Consider the following 17,363-nt stretch of genomic DNA (forward strand, 5'->3'; position numbering starts at 1 on the left):
AGGCCGACCCACAGCAACCCCCACCCACCCGCAACCGGCCCACCCACCCCCAGCAGGTCCGGGGGCGCAGCCCCCAGGCGGGGTCGAAGGGGCGGAGCCCCTGGAGGATGGGACGGGTAGGGGCGGCGGGGGCGGAACAAACACGACAAGTTGCCGCAGGCGCCCCCGCGGCAAAGCATGAAGAGGTGACCGACGCAAGCGAGCAGGACAAGGCCCCCGGATACCTCCGCTTCCCTCACCTCAGCGGCGAGCGCCTCTGCTTCGTGGCCGAGGACGACCTGTGGGTAGCACCACTGGACGGCACAGGCAGGGCCTGGCGGCTCACCGTGGACCGTACGAAGGTGGGACACCCACGGTTCTCCCCGGACGGACGGCAGATCGCGTACACGAGCTGGCGGAGTGTCGTACCGGAGATCCACCTGGCACCGGTGGAGGGCGGACAGCCCGGCCGCCGGCTCACCTACTGGGGCAGCGCGGACACGCAGGTAAGGAGCTGGACCCCCGAGGGCGACATCCTCGCCGTCGCCTCCCACGGCCAGCCCTTCTCCTACTTCACCTGGGCGTACAAGGTCCCCACGGACGGCGCCCCCGGCGGCCGCCTGCCCTGGGGCCCCGTCTCCGACATCCAGGTCGCTGACATCGAGGGCGAACGCAGAACCCTCCTGCTCACCGGCACCCCGCCCCACGAACCCGCCGCCTGGAAGCGGTACCGGGGCGGCGCCATGGGCCGGCTGTGGCTGCACGGCGAGCGGCTGCTCCCGGACCTCGACGGCCACCTCCACTCCCCCATGTTCGTCGGCGGCCGTATCGCCTTCCTCTCCGACCACGAGGGCATCGGCAACCTCTACTCCTGCGCCCACGACGGCTCCGACCTGCGCCGCCACACCGACCACGACGCCTTCTACGCCCGGCACGCCGCGAGCGACGGCACCCGCGTCGTGTACCAGTGCGCCGGCGACCTCTGGATCGTCGACGACCTCTCCCCCGACTCCCTCCCCCGCCGCCTCGACGTACGACTCGGCGGCCCGCGCGCCGGACGGCGCCCGTATCAGGTCCCCGCCGCCCAGCACGTCGACGGCATCTCCGTCGACGAGACGGGCCGCGCCAGCGCCGTCGTCGTACGCGGAAGTCTGTACTGGCTCACCCACCGCGACGGCCCCGCCCGCACGATCGCCGACACCCATGGCGTACGCGTCCGGCTGCCCGAGATGCTCGGCCCCGGCGGACAGGTCGCGTACGTGACCGACGCCGAGGGCGAGGACGCGATCGAGATCGCCTACCTCCCCCGCGCCACCGGCCACCGCGAACCCCGCCGGCTCGCCTCCGGCGGCCTGGGCCGCGTACTGGAACTGGTGTCGGACCCCGAGGGCGAACGCCTCGCCCTCGCCTCGAACGACGGACGCCTGCTCCTCCTCACTGTGTCCGATGAAGCGGCTGCCGCCGCGGGGACGGAGGACGGAGCGGGTGAGGTGACGGAGCTGATCACGTCCATCAACGGCCCGGTACGCGACCTCGCCTTCTCCCCGGACGGGACCTGGCTGACCTGGTCCCACCCGGGCATCGGCCGCTCGCTCCGCCAGATCAAGATGGCGCGCATCGAAGGACCGGGGGCCCGTTATATCGTCGACGTCACCAACGGCCGCTTCGAGGACGAGAACCCGGTGTTCACGCGGGACGGCCGCTACCTCGCCTTCCTCTCCTGGCGCGGCTTCGACCCGGTGTACGACGTCCACACCGGCGACCTCTCCTTCCCCCTGGGCTGCCGCCCCTACCTGGTCCCCCTCTCCTCCGCGAGTCCGTCCCCCTTCGCCCTGAACCCCGACGGCCGCCCCGTCGCCGGTGGCATGGACCCGGCGGAGTCCACCGGCGAGGACGACACGGACGGCACGGTGACCGTCGAGGTCGAGGGCCTGGCGAGCCGGGTCACGCCCTTCCCGGTCGCGGCGTCCAAGTACTCGGCGCTGTACCCGGTCGCGGGCGGCGGCCTGGTCTGGCTGCGCTGGCCGATCTCGGGCGCCCTCGGCGAGACCTTCGCGAACCCGGCCGACACCAGCGGGCGCCCGACCCTCGAATACTTCAACATCAGCAAGGCGAAGAAGTCCGAACTCGTCGAGGACCTGGACTGGTTCGCGGTGAGCGGCGACGGCACCCGTCTCGTGGTCGTCGACGAGGGCGACCTGCGCGCGGTCCCGTCCACGGAGTCCGGCGACGCCGACACCACGGTCTGGATCGACCTGCGCCGTATCTTCCACGAGGTGGACCCCCCGGCGGAGTGGCGCCAGTCGTACGCGGAGGCGGGCCGCCTGATCCGCGCGTACTTCTGGGAACCCCACATGTGCGGCATCGACTGGGACTCGGTCCTGGAGCAGTACCGCCCGCTCGTCGAACGGATCACATCTCCCGACGAGTTCGCCGACCTCCTGCGGGAGGTGCTCGGCGAACTCGGCACCTCCCACGCCTACGTGGCGCCCGCGCGCCGCAACGAGGGCCCACCCCACTACCAGCGCCGACAGGGCCTCCTGGGCGCCAACTTCGTCCGCAGGGACGACAGTTGGATGGTCTCCCGCATCCTCGCCGGCGACTCGTCCGACTCCAGGGCGCGATCACCGCTCGCCGGAACCGGTATCCGCGAGGGAGCGGTCCTCACCCACGTCGACGGCCGCCCGGTGGACCCCGTGACGGGCCCGTACCCCCTCCTGGCCGGCGCGGGCGGCACGACGGTCGAGCTGACCTTTGCCCGACCCGTCGCCCACCACCACCCTTCCAAGGAAGGCCCTTCGGGCCCCTCTGATTCGGAGGGCGAGGGCCGCGCGCGCCGCGTCGCCGTGGTCCCCCTCATCGACGAGCGCCCCCTCCGCTACCAGGACTGGGTCGCCAAACGCCGCGAGGTCGTCCGCGAGCTGAGCGGCGGCCGCTGCGGCTACCTCCACATCCCCGACATGGGCGGCTCCGGCTGGGCCCAGTTCAACCGCGACCTCCGCATGGAGGTCTCCCGCCCCGCCCTGATCGTCGACGTACGCGGCAACGCGGGCGGCCACATCAGCGAACTGGTCGTGGAGAAGCTCACCCGCACCATCCTCGGCTGGGACCTGACGAGGAACGCCCAGCCGGTGTCGTACGCCTCCAACGCCCCCCGCGGCCCCGTCGTCGCCCTCGCCGACGAGGCGACCTCCTCCGACGGCGACATGATCACCGCCGCCTTCAAGCTCCTCCAACTCGGCCCCGTCGTCGGCCAGCGCACCTGGGGCGGCGTCGTCGGCATGACCGGCCGCCACCGACTCGGCGACGGCACCGTCATCACGGTCCCCATGAACGCCGCCTGGTTCGACGCGTACGGCTGGACCATCGAGAACCGGGGCGTCACCCCCGACCTGGAAATCCTCCGCACCCCCCTCGACTGGGCCGAGGGCCGCCACGCCCAACTCGACGACGCGGTCCGCCTGGCGCTCGACCTGCTGACCACCCACCCGGCCACGGCTCCCCCGGACTACGGCAACGTCCCGACCCGCACCCGCCCGAAGCTGCCTCCGAGGACGACGGACTGAACACAAGAGAAGGACTGAACCGGACTGGACGCGAGAAAACGCAAGAGTGGGGCGCCCTCACGAACAAGGGCACCCCACTCAACGCTCAAGCCGAGCGCGGCAACTACATGTCGTAGTCCTGGTCGAACCGGTCCTGCTCCTCCTGCTGCGCACGCTCGGTCTCCCGGTCCTGCCGCCCGCGCTCGCCGCGCTCACCGCGCTCACCGCGCTCACCGCGCTCACCGCGCTCGCCACGCTCACCGCGCTCACCGCGCTGGCCACGCTCGCTGCGTTCACCGCGTTCACCGCGTTCACCGCGTTCACGCATCGGCTGAGAACGCTCGTCCGCGTCCTCCCCGGACTGGCCGAGCCTGTCCTTGGCCTGCTGCTTCAGCTGCTCGGCCTTGTCCTGGAACTGGTCCTTCATGCCCATGTGGTTTCACTCCCGTTGTGGGTGAGGGGATCGGGACTCGACCAGGCTGACACGGCAGGACAAAGAACGCATTTCGACCGTTCACGCTCAGTTACAGCACTCGATTACGCACGTCACGCACTCAGTCACGCACAGCGCTCCGCGCCCGCTCATCGGCCGCCCCACCCGCACCCACGAGCCCCTTCGGCACGCCGCCGAGCCGTGAGGCGAACCGCCGTACCTCCCGCTGCCCCACCGTCCCGATGAGCCCCGGCAGATACCCCCGTACGCCCTGCATCCCGCGCAGCCACCACTGCCCGTACACGTGGCTCGCCCGCCGTTCGATCCCGGCGACGAGACGATCGACAGCGGGCCCCAGCGGATAGGTCTTGTTGGCGGGCCAGGGCAACCGCTGCCTCAACTCCCGCATGACGTCGTGCTGATCGGCCCCGCGCACCATGTCCGTGTCGGTCCACGACAGATACGCGACCCCGACGCCCACGCCCCGGTACCCGACCTCGGCCCGCAGACTGTGCGCGTACGCCTCGACGCCCGACTTGGACGCGCAGTAGGCCGTCATCATCGGCGCCGGAGTGATGGCGGCCAGCGAGGCGACCTGGAGCAGGTACCCCCGGCTCTCCAGCAGCCGGGGCAGAAAGGCCCGCGCGGTCACCGCCGACCCGATGAGGTTCACCTCGATCACCCGCCGCCAGGCCTCCGGATCGGAGTCCGCAAAGGGCCCTCCGGTCGCGACCCCCGCGTTGGCGACGACGATGTCGACCATGCCGAAGCGCTCCGCCACCTCCTCGGCGACCCGGCCCATGGCCTGGTGGTCGGTGACGTCGGCGCACCAGTAGCCGCTCTCGCCGTACAGCCGATCCGAGACCCGCTTCAGCTCATCCGGCTCAAGCCCGACGAGCGCGACCTTGGCACCCCGCACGGAGAGCTTGCGCGCAAGCAGCTCACCCACACCCCGCGCGGCCCCAGTAACAACCGCGACCCGCCCCTCCAGACTGCCCCGGCCCCGGCTCATGCGCCCGCCTCCTTCAACTCACCCTGCGTGGACGTCAGATGAGCCGTGGAAAGCTCGCGAATCCGGGCCGTGACCAGCTCGGGTGCCTCCACGGGCGACATGTGCCCGACCCCCGCCAGCTCGGTGACCCCGACGCACTGGGGCAGCGTGGCGACCAGCGCCCGGGTGAGCACCGGCGGGGTCATCCGGTCCGCCGTACCGACCACCACGGCCGTGGGCACCGCCAACTCCCGTACCCCATGGTCGAGATCGAGCAGATCGAGCACCCGCGACCAGGCATGCCGCACCCGCCGCGGACACGCGTGCACGATCCGCGCGCACGCCTCGACCATCACCGGGGACGAACCGGGGCCCATGGTGGCGTACTTGAGGATGCGGCGCGCGACCGGCGTGACGGGCCCGAGCGGTGCGCGGGAGCCGAGGAGCTTCCTGGTCAGCCAGGTCCGCAGCCGCCCGGCACGCAGGGGCACGACGAGCGCCTCGGTGACCAGTCGCGAACTGCCCGTGCTGCACAGCAACACCGCCGCCGCGTGCTCCCGGAACCGGCCCCTCTCCGAGGCCGCCATCAGCGTCATCCCGCCCATGGAGTGCCCCGCCAGCACGGCCCGCTCCCCCGGCCCGAGCGTGGCCGCGAGCACCGCCTCCAGATCGTCGGCGAGGGCATCCGTACTGCACACCTCGGACGCGGGACTACGCCCATGTCCCCGCTGGTCGTACGCGATCACCCGGTGGTCGGCGGCCAGGTCCCGTATCTGCGCCGCCCAGAAAGCCGTCGAACAGGTCCAGCCGTGCGCGAGGACGACCGCCGGGGCGTCCTGCGGACCGTGCACCTCCACATGCACGCGGGCGCCGTCGGCGGAGACCGCGGTCAACTCCCGTACGGGGATGGGCGGGGCGTAGGGCCCATGCTTCACGTGCATCAGTCGGCTCACGCTCCGGCCTCCACCTTCTTCGTCGTCGTACGGTGCTTCGCGCGGGCCTCGGCTGCCCGCAGGACGTCGTACTCGCCGAGGTCGACCCGCCGCGTGGCGCTGCGGAACTCGGTCGTCGTCCCCGGCCAGAGGGTCGTGTTGCGGCCGCCGGCATCCAGGTACCAGCTGGTACAGCCACCCGTGCTCCAGACGGTGCGCTTCATCCGCTCCTGGACCTTCCGGTTCCACGAGGCGACGGCGCCGCGCCGGGCGTCGAGGGCGGTACCGGGGCCCAGGACGTTCAGTTGCCGTACGTAATCCGCCATGTAGTTGAGCTGCGACTCGATCATCAGGATCATGCTGGAGTTCCCGAGCCCGGTATTGGGCCCGATGATCGCCATCCAGTTGGGGAACCCGGCGGCCGTCGCGCCGCGCAGCGACCGCATTCCCTCCGACCACGTCTGTGCGAGCGTCCTGCCCTCCGCGTTCACGACCCGTTCGGCGATGGGCATGTCGGTGACGTGGAAGCCGGTGCCGAAGATGACGGCGTCGGCCTCGGCCGTGCTGCCGTCGGCGGCGACGAGGGTGGAGCCGTCGATCCGGGCGAGCCCGGAGGCGACGACGTCGACGTTGGGGCGGGTGAGCGCCGGATAGTAGGTGTTCGACAGCAGGATGCGCTTGCAGCCGATGCGGTAGTCGGGCGTGAGCTTGGCGCGCAGGGCCGGGTCCTTGACGGCGCGGGCCATGTTCCGCTTGGCCAACTGCTCGACGAGGCCGAGTTCGCCGGGGTGCTTGGTAAAAGCCTGGACCTGCAACTCCCGGATGCCCCACAGGAGTCCGCGCCGGGCGGCGGCCGTGAACGGCAACTGGCGGTGCAGCCACCGTTCGGCTCCGCTGATGGCGCGGTCGACGCGGGGCATGACCCACGGCGGGGTGCGCTGGAAGAGGGTGAGCCGGCCGGCCTCGGGCTGGATCTCCGGCACGATCTGGATCGCCGACGCTCCCGTGCCGATCATCACGACGCGCTTGCCACGCAGGTCGTAGTCGTGGTCCCAGCGGGCGGAGTGGAAGACCTTGCCGGGGAAGGAGTCGAGGCCGGGGACGTCCGGGAGCCTGGGGTCGGAGAGCGGCCCGGTGGCCGAGACGACCATGTCGGCGGACAGATTCCCGCCGCTGGTCTCGATCTCCCAGCGCAGCTTCTCCGCGTCCCACGTCATCATCTTCACTTCGGAGTTGAAGCGGATGTGGGGCCGGAGCCGGAAGACGGACGCCACGTGCTCCAGATAGGCGCGGATGTGCTCCTGCCCGGAGAACGTGCGCGGCCAGTCGGGGTTGGGGGCGAACGAGAACGAGTAGAGGTGGGACGGCACATCACAGGCGCACCCGGGGTAACTGTTGTCCCGCCAGGTGCCGCCCACACTGTCGGCCCGCTCCAGGACGACGAAGTCGGTGACGCCCTCGCGACGCAGCCGTACGGCGGCGCCGAGACCGCCGAAGCCCGAGCCGATCACCGCGACCCGTACATGTTCGCGCACGTCCTGGTGCCCCTCGTGCCCCTCGTGCCCCTCGCGTTCGGCCATACCGACGCCTCCCTTGCCGCCCGACCGTGCCAGTGAACACTGGCGCAATGGGAGAGTAGGGCAGGGCCGTACTGATGGGTAAGGGGCTGGACGAGGAAAGTTACCCGAGGTACGACGTAGGGTTCCGACGTGGCCGAGGGATCAGGAGAGCGAGGCGGGCGGCGCGAGTACCGCATGGCGGAGCTGGCCAAGGAGGCCGGCATCACCGTGCGCACCCTGCGCTTCTACCGAGAGCGCAGGCTGATCCCACCGCCACGCCGGGAGGGCCGTATCGCCTGGTACGACGACACCCATCTGGCCCGGCTGCGGACCATCTCCGCCCTGCTGGAGCGCGGCCACACGCTCAGCGGTATCGCCGAGCTCGCCGAGGCCTTCGACCACGGCCGCCATGTGGGCGAACTCCTCGGCCTCGGCGCCCCCACCGAGGAGGTCCCGGTCCGCCTCACCCCCGAGGAACTCGCCGACGTCTTCGAGGGCCAGTCCACCCCCGAGAACCTCGCCGCCGCGCTCGACCTCGGCTATCTCGCCACCGACGGCAACGAACTCGTCCACATCAGCCGACGGCTCCTCGACGCCTCGGCCGCCCTCGTCCGCGAGGGCATCCCGCTCGCCGAGGTCCTCGCCACGGCCCACCGCGTCCGCGAACACGCCAACGCCCTCGCCGCCCTCTTCGCCGACCTCGTCCTCCTCACCGACGGCAACCGCACGACCGAGGACCTGCGGCGGTTGCGGCCACTGGCGAAGAGCGTGGTGGAGGCGGAGTTGTCGATGGCGTTGGACCGGAAGTTGCGGGAGCGGCGGTAGCGAACGCTTCGCCCGATTCACATCACGTCTCGAAGACCACGGTCACAGGGGCATGGTCCGACCAGCGCTCTTCATAGCTGGCGGCGCGTTCCACATACGCCTTGACCGCACGTTCGGCGAGTCCCGGAGTCGCGACGGCGAGGTCGATTCTCCAGCCCGAATCGTTCTCGAAGGCCCGCCCCCGATACGACCACCACGTGTACGGACCTTCGACGTCCGGATGCAGGCCGCGTACGACATCGACGTACCCGCCCTCCGTCGCGTCGAGGACGCGCCCGAGCCACTCCCGCTCCTCCGGCAGGAACCCGGAGTTCTTCTTGTTGCCCCGCCAGTTCCTGAGGTCGGCCTCGCGGTGGGCGATGTTCCAGTCACCGCACACGACCACCTCGCGCCCCCCGGCGGCGGCCCGCTCCCGCAGGTCCTTCAGGTACGCGAGGAACTCCCCCATGAAGCGCACCTTCTCGTCCTGCCGCTCCGTGCCGACCTCACCGGAGGGCAGGTAGAGGCTGGCGACGGTGACACCCGGCAGGTCGGCCTCGACGTACCGCCCACTGCCGTCGAACTCGGCCGACCCGAAGCCGACCTGGACGCGCTCGGGCGCACGCCGCGTATAGAGGGACACCCCCGCGCGCCCCTTGGCGGCGGCGGGCGCGTGCACGACATGCCAGCCGTCCGGCTCCCGGACCCCCTCCGGCAGCTGCTGGGGCTCGGCCCGCACCTCCTGCAGGCACAGCACGTCCGCGGAGGTCCCCGCGAGCCACTCCACGAAGCCCTTCTTCGCGGCGGCCCGGAGTCCGTTCACATTCACAGAGGTCACAGTGAGCACCCCGGCACGATACCGGCACCAGGAATACTGAAAGGGCCACACCCACCGCCTACGACCGGCCGCCGCATAGACGTACGATGTTCCGCATGGATATACGTCGCGTCCCCTTCGACCACCCCGACGCCGTCAAGCTCAACGACCAGGTCCAGGCCGAGTACGCCGCGCGCTACAACGACGACGGTGACGCCACCGTCGTCGAGCCGGCGGACTTCGCGCCGCCGCGGGGCCTGTACCTGATCGCGTACGACGAGCGGGACAGACCCGTCGCGACGGGCGGCTGGCGTGCCCAGGAGAAGAACGACGAGGGATACGCGGACGGCGATGCCGAGATCAAGCGGATGTACGTGATCGAGGAGGCGCGCGGCCGGGGTCTGGCCCGCCGCATCCTGGCCGCCCTGGAGGAGGACGCCCGCGCGGCGGGCCGTACCCGCATGGTGCTGGAGACCGGCCAGAAGCAGCCCGAGGCGGTCACCCTGTACACCTCCAGCGGCTACGAACCCTGCGCGAAGTTCGGCCACTACCGCTTCCACGAGCTCAGCCTGTGCTTCGCGAAGCCGCTGTAGGGGCTTCTTACCAGGTGCTTATTACGTGGTGGGCCTCAGCTGCCACTGCTGGCAGTTGTTGTTGAGCCAGGACCACTGGCGTACGTCGGTGCCGTCGGCGGCGGAGCAGTTGGCCACGTCGGCGACCTTGCCGCTGTTGGCGTTGACGAGCCGTACGTAGTCACCGGTGGCCGTATAGACGAGGCGGAAGCGCTGGCAGCTGTTGTTCAGCCACGACCACTGCTGGATGTTGGCGCCGTCGGCGGTGTCGCAGTTGGAGACGTCGAGCGCCTTGCCGGTGGCGACGGAGACGAGGCGGCTGGTGTCGTTGGCGAGGTCCTCGATCCGCCACTTCTGGTTGGCGCCGCCGTTGCACGTCCACTGCACGACATCGGTGCCGTCGGCCGAGTTGCCGCCCACCACGTCCAGGCACTTGCCGCTGTTGCGGTTGACCAGGGTGTACGCGGTCGGGGTGGCCGCCGTCTCGCCGGAGGGACCGGCCAGGGTGACGCCGGTCGCCACCGGGGAGCCGAAGTTCGGGGTGCCGTCGGCGTTCCAGGTGAACTTCTGGGCGCGGGTGGTGCGGGAGTTTCCGCAGCCGTCGGAGGCCGACGAGTTCCCGTGGTAGACGATCCAGCTCTCGGTGCCGTCGGGTGAGGTGAAGAACCCGTTGTGGCCGGGCCCGTACACCCCGGCGGCGTCATTCCGCTGGAAGACCGGCGTCTGCTTCTTCGTCCAGGCGGCCGGGTCGAGCGGATCGCCGCCGGTCAGCTCCAGCAGGCCGAGCTTGTAGTCGGGTGTCTGGCAGTAGCTCGCCGAGAAGGTCAGGAACGTACGGCCGTTCCGGTACAGCGGCTCGGGCGCTTCGTTGACCGGCGCCCCCATGGTCTCCCAGCTCAGCGTGGGCTTGGAGATGACGGTGAAGGTGGAGCCGGCGAGCGTGTACGGGTTGCTCAGCGGCGCGATCACGAGACTCTGCCGGCTGTCGCCGATGGACGCGCTGCCGAGCAGGTACAGGCGGTTGTTGTGCTTGAGCACGCTGGCGTCGATGAGCCAGCCGTTGGTGTTGAGGTTGGAGCCGGTGAGGATGTTCCGGTAGGTGTACGGCCCCATGGGGTCGGACCCGGCGCTCTCCAGCACATGCGTCCGCTGGGTGTCGCAGCAGGCGGCCCCGGCCTGCGCGGCCGAGTAGTAGAGGTACCACCTGCCGTTGAGGAAGTGCATCTCCGGCGCCCAGATGTTCGCGTTCCGGCCCGGGGTCGTGTCCGACCACACCTGCACGCTGGCGGCGGTGGCCAGGCCCGCGAGGGTGGGGGACTTCCGCATGAGCAGTTCGTTCGTGAACGTCGTCGAGATCAGGTAGTAGTTCCCGTCGTGGTACTCCAGCCAGGGGTCGGCGCCCTTCTGCGCCTTGACCGGGTTGGTGTACGGCCGTCCTTCGGCGGCGACGGCCTCCTGGCCGGGCCGGGCGAGGAGCGAGCCGAGGAGGGCGAGCAGGGCGGCACTGAGCAGAAGCCAGTGGAAGTGAGGGTGTCTGGGGGTGCGGGTGCGGAACACGGTAAGTCCCTTCCGGCAGCAGTGAGTTCGAGATGTCGAACACTGTGCGTAACTTCGGCCAGAAGGTAGGGGCGAGGCCGCAGGGGCGTCAATGGATACGACGGATACAACGGATACGACGCGAGGGATACGGCCAAGTTGCCCGGCCTGACGGACTATGACCGGTTGTTGAGGCAGGCGAGCACGGCAGGCACGGCGAGCAGCCGGCGGTGCCCGCTGTCGCTGGGCGGCAGCCGAGCTTCAGCGTGTTCTTGCGAGGAACCCCGGGCGTTCACGCCCGGGAGGAATCGCATCCTCGGGTGGGGGTCGAGGGGTGAGTCGCGGCGGCAGGTGAGGATCCCCGAGGGGATGCCCGTGCTCGTCGACGACGACTTGTGCTTCGAGGATGGTCCGCGCCACGTGCGACGGCGGTGGTGAACCGGTGGCTGCGCGAGTTCCCGGCCGGCGGGGCGCCGGCGCCGAGCTCGTGGGAGAACTACGCGCGGGCGGTCAAGGAGTGGATGGAGTTCCTGGCCGAGCACGGGTGGGGCTGTTCGACTCGTGTGAGCGGTTGAAGGCGGGGCTGAGCCGGTACAGCGCGCTCACGGCACGGTGACCACGGCCTTGCCGCGGGCGTGGCCCTGCTCCACATGGCGCACGCCCTCGGCCGCGTCGGTCAGGGGGTAGGTCCGGTCGACCACCGGGGTGAGCTTGCCGGCCTCGATGAGGGCGGTGACGGCGAGCAGGTCCTCGTGGGTCGGCCCGGCCGGGGCCGCCGGGAGGATCATGCGGAGCTGCTGCCGGACGAACGCGTTGACCGCGATCAGCCGCAGCATGGAGCCGATCGCCCCGAACACGTGGCCGGGCGAGCCGCCACCGTTGGCCACCAGGGTCCCTGTCGGGGTGAGCGCCTGGCGCAGCCGGCTCAGCGGGCGGTTGCCCACGTTGTCCAGGATCACGTCGTAGTGCACGCGCCCGTCGGTGAAGTCCTCCCGGGTGTAGTCGACGACGTGGGCGGCGCCCAGTGAGCGCACCAGCTCGACGTTGCGGGCGCTGCACACCCCGGTGACCTCCGCGTCCAGGGCCGCGGCGATCTGTACGGCGAACGTGCCCACGCCACCGGCGGCCCCGTTGACCAGCACCCGCTGACCGGCCTGCGCCTGGCCCACGGTCCGGATGCCACGCAGGGCGGTCACCGCCCCCATCGGCACGGCTGCGGCCTGCTCGAAGGTCAGGGTCGCGGGCTTGGGCACCAGCAGGTCCGCGGTGGTGCGCGCGTACTCGGCGAAGGAGCCCGGGCAGAAGCCCAGGACCTCGTCGCCGGGCTGGAGCCCGCGCACGTCGGCGCCGACCGCCTCCACCTGTCCGGCCGCGTCGATCCCGGCCACCCGGGACTTCGGCCGGGTCAGTCCCACGCCTCCCATCAGCCGCGCCACGTACGGGTCGCCGCGCATCATGTGCCAGTCGTAGGGGTTGAGCGCGGCGGCGTGTACCCGCACCAGCACCTGATCGGCCCCGACCTCGGGCCGGTCGGCATCCACCAGTTGCAGGATGTCCGGCGGGCCGAACCGCTCCTGAACGATCGCCTTCATCGGGTCTCCCCATCACCTCGTGATCGATTGCCGCTCGCTGTCTTCTCCGGGTACGGCACCGACCGACCAGCAGATCACTGAAGGTGTACGGCGTACACCCTTAATGCGCAACGTAGGTGTACGCCGTACACCTGTCAAGGGTGAAGAGGCACGAGTTCGAGACGCGGGGCTCGCGGCTCGCGGCTCGCGGCTCGCGGCTCGCGAGAACGAGTGGGCTCTGGGTGACGGTGACGGCGACGACTGAAGACCTCAGACCGGTGCCGCCGACCCCTTCACCGGTGGGTCAGATCGTGCCCCGGAGCCGCTCAAGGCCGTCCAGTGTCAGGTCCAGAGCGAACTCGAACTCGAACTGGTCGTCGCAGCCCGAGCCGACGACGGACTCGTTGTCGTGGGCGACCGCCATGGCCAGTTCGGTGATGTGGGGGTAGCGCGCGGCCATCTCCTCGGGCGGCATCGCGTCCGGATCCGGCTCGCGGTCGGAGTTGTCCTCGAACAGCTCCTGGGAGAAGCCCAGCAGGCGGCTGCCCATCACGTGCATCGCGTGATGGACCAGGTCGATCGAGAACCCCCCGGCCCGGAAGATCCCGATCATCGAGTCCAGGTACTCCATCACCACAGGGGTGGGGGCGGTCCGCGCCTTGCTCCGCGACTCGATGACCCCGGACGCCCACGGGTGACGCAGCAGCATGCGGCGGGCCGACAGCACCCGTCGGCGGATGGCGGTCTTCCAGTCGACGTCGCCGGCCGGCGGATCGATCTCACCGACGAGGACATCGATCATGCCGTCCAGCAGCTCGTTCTTGTTGGCCACATGCTTGTACAGCGCCATGGGTACGACGCCGAGCGCCTGCGCGATCTTGCGCATGCTGAGCGCGTCGACCCCGCCTTCGTCGGCCAGGGCGACGGCGGCGTCCAGAACCCGCCTTTTACTCAGGGGTGCGCGGGGCTGCGCGGCGGCGTCGGCCTGCGTGGCTATCTCCACCATCCCCTCTCGTACTGGGCAAGGCCCGGAGCCGGCCACCCTTCCTCTTGACGGGTGTACGGCGTCCACCTACTGTATTCCCACCATTAGGTGTACGCCGTACACCCTTCCTTCGTCCGTGTTCGAGACCACCGGAACGATCGGATTGCCTGATGCCGGAAACCGGAAAGGCTGGCGCGCGAGCCATGGTAGCTCCCGACCTCCACGACGAAGCCACCGCGGCGTACGAGGCCCGTAAGGAACTGGGCCCGGAGTACGAGCGCGCCGTGCTGGAGTCCTTCGTCGCCAGCGCCACGGAATCGATCGACCAGCGGGTGGACGCCCGGCTGGCACAGCAAGGGATCGACGGGGCCCCGCAGAAGCAGCAGGGGCAGCAGCCCGACAACTCGCATCTGGCGGTGCCGGTCTTCTCCCTGCTCTTCGGGGTCGGCGGCTCGATCTGGCTGACGGCCGGTGCGGGCGCGGACTCGGATACCGTGTTCGCCATGTGGCTGGGGATCGTCCTGGTCAACCTCGTCTCCGCGCTGCTGTTCAGGAAAGCGCGGTGAAGCGGAGCCCCATCCGGGGCCCGCGCGGCACTTGGACATGGCTGCGCGCCCGCGGCGCTGGACGCCGACAACCAGTTGTCCCGGGTCACGGGCCTGAGCGCTGCACACGTCCTTGACGTGGCATCTGTTCCGACGAAGGCAGGCACGACCGCCTGGGCCGACGGCGGTTGGGGCATCGACGCCCTCCTCGGAGAGGCCACACGAGAGCATTCAGACCTTGATCTCGTCGTGTTCCTCCCCGACCTGCCAGCAATACGGGCCCGCCTCGACGAAGCGGGCTACCGCACCACCCTGAGGGACTGACGCCCCACCGCACTCGCCTTCGCCGATGGCCACGGTCGCGAGATCGACCTGCATCCCGTCGTGCCGACACCGGACGACGGCGGAGGCCGAGCGCTACCGGACGGCGAGAACTTCCACTGTCCGTCGCCTGCAGCCGGCGCCATCGAGGGCCCGGCAGTCGGTTGCGTCGACGTGGTAACCCAAATGCGCTGTCACCTGGACTACGAGCCATCCATGAAAGACCAGCAGGACATGCTGCGGCTGAGTGAGCGGTTCAGCGTCGAGCTCCCCCGCTTTATCACGACGGCGTCCACGGCTGAAAAGGGGCAATTCAGTCAAACGTGTTCTCCATCACGGAATGACTGGTCGGAATACAACACGTCCGATCATCGGCTTCGCAAACACCTCCCACAACGACTCGCCTGTTCAATAGCCACACGCTCCCGACTGCACACGCTCACTGCGGACACAAGCCGGACCTGCGCGACCCACAACTACGAGCGTGGGATGACGTTGTGGGAGGTGCAGAAGGTCCTCGGACACGACTGGGCAACGACGACCTTGCGGTACATGGCGGCCGCGCACGCCGATCCGGAGCTGGCCAACCTCGCCGCGAGTTCCCGGGCGGCTCAGCGACTGGTGACGGACAAGGGGAGCCTGCGGTGAAGTGGAACCTGCGCATAGTGGCCGCCCAGCAGGACCTGTGGCGGCCGACCGAGGTGCTGGCGGCCTTCAAGGAGGTGGGGTTCACTCCGTCACTGAGCAAGGTCGCCGCCATGTGGGGCGGCAAGCCGGTCACCGTCCGGCTGGACGATCTCGACATGATCTGCTCTGCCCTGGACTGCACGGTCGGCGACCTGCTCCAGGCCGAGCCGGTGGCCGACGCGCGGGCGGTGCCGGCACGCGAGCTGCCATGAGGTGGCTCCGCGCACTTGCGAGTGCAGGCGAGTGCTCGCCGTCAGGTGACCGGAGCCACGAAATCGTCATGTCCGAACGCTTCTTGCGTTCGACCAGGCGCGAATCGAGGCTGTCGTATCACCTGTTTCTTTCGTTTCTGACAGTTCGAGGCCACAGGGAGGCTCCGGCGGCGGCGCCGAGCCGGGCGACGGTGGCGACGTCGGGCCAGGACGTCCGGCCAGCAGGTCGGCGATAGCCTGCCGGTTCACCCCGGAGGTAACGCGCGGCATGCCCGCCACACCGCCCCGCTACCCGCACCCAGACCTCCCGCGCAGTCCAGAAACGCCGAGATCCCGTCCGATCGAAGTGATCGGACGGGATCTCGTGAACTGTCTACGAGTTGACTCGTGAACGGCGCTGCGTGGGGCGTTCACGAGTGGGGCTGACGTGCACCGATGAGGGCTCGTGAAGATCGTTCCCCGATCAGCTGGAGATCGTTCCCCAGCTGGGGGGACACAACGGGTTGCCGGCGGACGTGCACTCGCGAGGTACTCAAGGCCGCTCGCGCTGCACCGCGCCTCTCTTTTGGGCGATGGCGCCGAGGAGAGTTTCACCGCCGAGGTCTACTCCGACCCCGAACTACTGGCGGCGCTGACCAGGGACCACGGCGAGGACTACGGCCCGGTACCGGACCCGCGGGATGCCGCATGACCGCGGGTCGCGGCGACCTCGCCGCGCCACCGGCGCCAGACGGCCACTGGGAAGTCCGCTTTGCGGACGCGGCCTCGGCCAAAGGGTGGGAGAGCCTCGCCCAGCAGGCCCGGGAGAACACCTACCGCGCCTGGATCACCATGCGCACGAACCCCAGACCGTCCACCGAGACACCCCGGCACCACCGGCTCAAGGGCAGTCTGGCGCACGGCACGCACCGCGGACAGACCTGCGAGCAGTGGCAGATCGAGGTGACCGGCGGCGGCCGCGTCCGGTACCTCCTGGACACCGCCCGCGACACCTGCTGGATCACCTTCGCAGGCACCGGGCACCCGCGAGCCACAGACCGACGCTGAGCCGACACAGCCACGGGTCGTCTACGGCGCGGAGACCACCGCCTATGAAACGAACCGTGCGAGCCTTCGAAGGAGTGCGGAACTGGTGAAGTCCCACTCAGTTTTCGCCCGCTGACGGAGGCTCGGCGAATGCGCCAGCGGCTGCGGCGAGGGCGGCGGTTCTGGCTGCATGGCCGGGCAGGTGCGGGTCGGGGTGCGTGCGGAGGAGTACCAGCTGGTGGTACAGCGGCGCGGTGGCGGTGATGAGCAGTCGCCGAGCGGCGGTGTGCGGCGGGAGTTCGCCGCGCCGGACAGCTCGGCTGACGATGATCTCGCAGCGGGCGTACCGATCCTCCCAGAGCCGCTGTTGGGCGTGGGCGGCTTCCTCGGAGCGGAACGAGGCGGCGATCAGAGCTGCGACGATCGGCGGCTGTGCAGTCAGGGCTGCCTGGATCTCCTGGTTCAGTGCTGCCAGGTCGCCTTCCAGTGAGCCGGTGTCCGGTGGCTGCCATTCGTCGTCGCTCGCCGCGTCGAGAACGTCGGCGAGCAAGCCGCCGACATCCCCCCAGCGCCGGTACACCGTTGTGCGGTGCACGCCCGCGCGGGCGGCGACGGCGTCCATGCTGAGCCCGTCATAACCGTGTTCGCCGAGCTCCGCGCGGACCGCGTCGAGCACCTGCGTACGAGTACGGGCGGTGCGGCCTCCAGGTCGGCGTCGCGTCGGCGTCGGCGTCGGCGTCGGCCGGGTGCCTTCCGGTCCTGGGGCTTCGGGAGTCATCGCTGGTAATCCGTTTGCTCAGAGGGACGGCGTTATGGCAGCATCTTAATGCATCAGTTGTCGCATTAGT

General features: G+C 70.1%; 15 protein-coding genes and 3 pseudogenes. 9 read left to right on the forward strand and 9 right to left on the reverse strand.

Annotated features, from left to right (window positions below; genetic code table 11):
* Positions 1-107: 107 nt before the first annotated feature.
* A complete protein-coding gene (locus ACWD3C_RS28760; protein WP_451148910.1) occupies positions 108-3,545 on the forward strand; it encodes a S41 family peptidase in 3,438 nt (1,145 codons plus the stop codon).
* Between the two features lie 103 nt (positions 3,546-3,648).
* On the opposite strand, the gene ACWD3C_RS28765 is transcribed toward ACWD3C_RS28760, so the two are convergent.
* The 4 genes from ACWD3C_RS28765 to ACWD3C_RS28780 form a co-directional block, all read right to left on the reverse strand.
* Positions 3,649-3,951: a hypothetical protein gene (locus ACWD3C_RS28765; RefSeq protein ID WP_451148912.1), complete on the reverse strand. Its 303-nt coding sequence runs from the start codon at positions 3,949-3,951 to the stop codon at positions 3,649-3,651.
* A gap of 127 nt (positions 3,952-4,078) precedes the next feature.
* Entirely contained in the window at positions 4,079-4,969 is an 891-nt protein-coding gene (locus ACWD3C_RS28770; RefSeq protein ID WP_451148914.1) for an SDR family oxidoreductase, read from the reverse strand.
* A complete protein-coding gene (locus ACWD3C_RS28775; protein WP_451148916.1) occupies positions 4,966-5,901 on the reverse strand; it encodes an alpha/beta fold hydrolase in 936 nt (311 codons plus the stop codon). Before ACWD3C_RS28775 ends, ACWD3C_RS28770 begins: the two co-directional genes overlap by 4 nt.
* The gene (locus tag ACWD3C_RS28780; protein WP_451148918.1) at positions 5,898-7,460 is read right to left on the reverse strand and encodes a flavin-containing monooxygenase; all 1,563 of its coding nucleotides are present in this window, start codon (positions 7,458-7,460) and stop codon (positions 5,898-5,900) included. The genes ACWD3C_RS28775 and ACWD3C_RS28780 overlap by 4 nt, the downstream gene beginning before the upstream one ends.
* A 174-nt stretch (positions 7,461-7,634) precedes the next feature.
* On the opposite strand from ACWD3C_RS28780, the gene ACWD3C_RS28785 reads away from it, so the two are divergent.
* Entirely contained in the window at positions 7,635-8,264 is a 630-nt protein-coding gene (locus ACWD3C_RS28785) for a MerR family transcriptional regulator (RefSeq protein ID WP_451149037.1), read from the forward strand.
* A gap of 22 nt (positions 8,265-8,286) precedes the next feature.
* Here ACWD3C_RS28785 and ACWD3C_RS28790 read toward each other — a convergent pair whose 3' ends face one another.
* Complete coding sequence (locus ACWD3C_RS28790) at positions 8,287-9,090, reverse strand: exodeoxyribonuclease III (protein ID WP_451148920.1); 804 nt, start codon at positions 9,088-9,090, stop codon at positions 8,287-8,289.
* 86 nt (positions 9,091-9,176) lie between these two features.
* Between ACWD3C_RS28790 and ACWD3C_RS28795 the strand changes: the two genes are divergently transcribed.
* Complete coding sequence (locus tag ACWD3C_RS28795) at positions 9,177-9,653, forward strand: GNAT family N-acetyltransferase (protein WP_451148922.1); 477 nt, start codon at positions 9,177-9,179, stop codon at positions 9,651-9,653.
* Between the two features lie 21 nt (positions 9,654-9,674).
* Here the strand turns inward: ACWD3C_RS28795 and ACWD3C_RS28800 are convergent, their stop codons facing one another.
* The 3 genes from ACWD3C_RS28800 to ACWD3C_RS28810 form a co-directional block, all read right to left on the reverse strand.
* Positions 9,675-11,189, reverse strand: coding sequence for a family 43 glycosylhydrolase (locus ACWD3C_RS28800; RefSeq protein ID WP_451148924.1), 1,515 nt, complete (start codon positions 11,187-11,189; stop codon positions 9,675-9,677).
* 581 nt (positions 11,190-11,770) lie between these two features.
* Positions 11,771-12,760, reverse strand: coding sequence for an NAD(P)-dependent alcohol dehydrogenase (locus ACWD3C_RS28805; protein ID WP_451148926.1), 990 nt, complete (start codon positions 12,758-12,760; stop codon positions 11,771-11,773).
* Between the two features lie 283 nt (positions 12,761-13,043).
* Positions 13,044-13,745, reverse strand: coding sequence for a TetR/AcrR family transcriptional regulator C-terminal domain-containing protein (locus ACWD3C_RS28810; RefSeq protein WP_451148928.1), 702 nt, complete (start codon positions 13,743-13,745; stop codon positions 13,044-13,046).
* 182 nt (positions 13,746-13,927) lie between these two features.
* Here ACWD3C_RS28810 and ACWD3C_RS28815 point away from each other — a divergent pair, with 182 nt between their 5' ends.
* The 6 genes and pseudogenes from ACWD3C_RS28815 (at position 13,928) to ACWD3C_RS28840 (ending at position 16,536) form a co-directional block, all read left to right on the forward strand.
* A complete protein-coding gene (locus ACWD3C_RS28815) occupies positions 13,928-14,290 on the forward strand; it encodes a hypothetical protein (RefSeq protein WP_451148930.1) in 363 nt (120 codons plus the stop codon).
* Between the two features lie 117 nt (positions 14,291-14,407).
* A pseudogene (locus ACWD3C_RS28820) lies at positions 14,408-14,824 on the forward strand (nucleotidyltransferase domain-containing protein); the annotation flags it as partial.
* A gap of 228 nt (positions 14,825-15,052) precedes the next feature.
* A pseudogene (locus ACWD3C_RS28825) lies at positions 15,053-15,238 on the forward strand (site-specific integrase); the annotation flags it as partial.
* Positions 15,235-15,471, forward strand: a pseudogene (locus tag ACWD3C_RS28830) (helix-turn-helix domain-containing protein); the annotation flags it as partial. The pseudogenes ACWD3C_RS28825 and ACWD3C_RS28830, both read left to right, overlap by 4 nt.
* A 583-nt stretch (positions 15,472-16,054) precedes the next feature.
* Positions 16,055-16,180: a hypothetical protein gene (locus ACWD3C_RS28835; RefSeq protein ID WP_451148932.1), complete on the forward strand. Its 126-nt coding sequence runs from the start codon at positions 16,055-16,057 to the stop codon at positions 16,178-16,180.
* Positions 16,177-16,536 carry a hypothetical protein gene (locus tag ACWD3C_RS28840; RefSeq protein WP_451148934.1) on the forward strand — a complete coding sequence of 120 codons (360 nt, stop codon included), beginning with the start codon at positions 16,177-16,179 and terminating at the stop codon, positions 16,534-16,536. Before ACWD3C_RS28835 ends, ACWD3C_RS28840 begins: the two co-directional genes overlap by 4 nt.
* 97 nt (positions 16,537-16,633) lie before the next feature.
* Here the strand turns inward: ACWD3C_RS28840 and ACWD3C_RS28845 are convergent, their stop codons facing one another.
* The gene (locus ACWD3C_RS28845) at positions 16,634-17,293 is read right to left on the reverse strand and encodes a TetR/AcrR family transcriptional regulator (RefSeq protein WP_451148936.1); all 660 of its coding nucleotides are present in this window, start codon (positions 17,291-17,293) and stop codon (positions 16,634-16,636) included.
* Positions 17,294-17,363: the final 70 nt, after the last annotated feature.

It is taken from the genome of Streptomyces sp. NPDC002845, assembly GCF_053591955.1.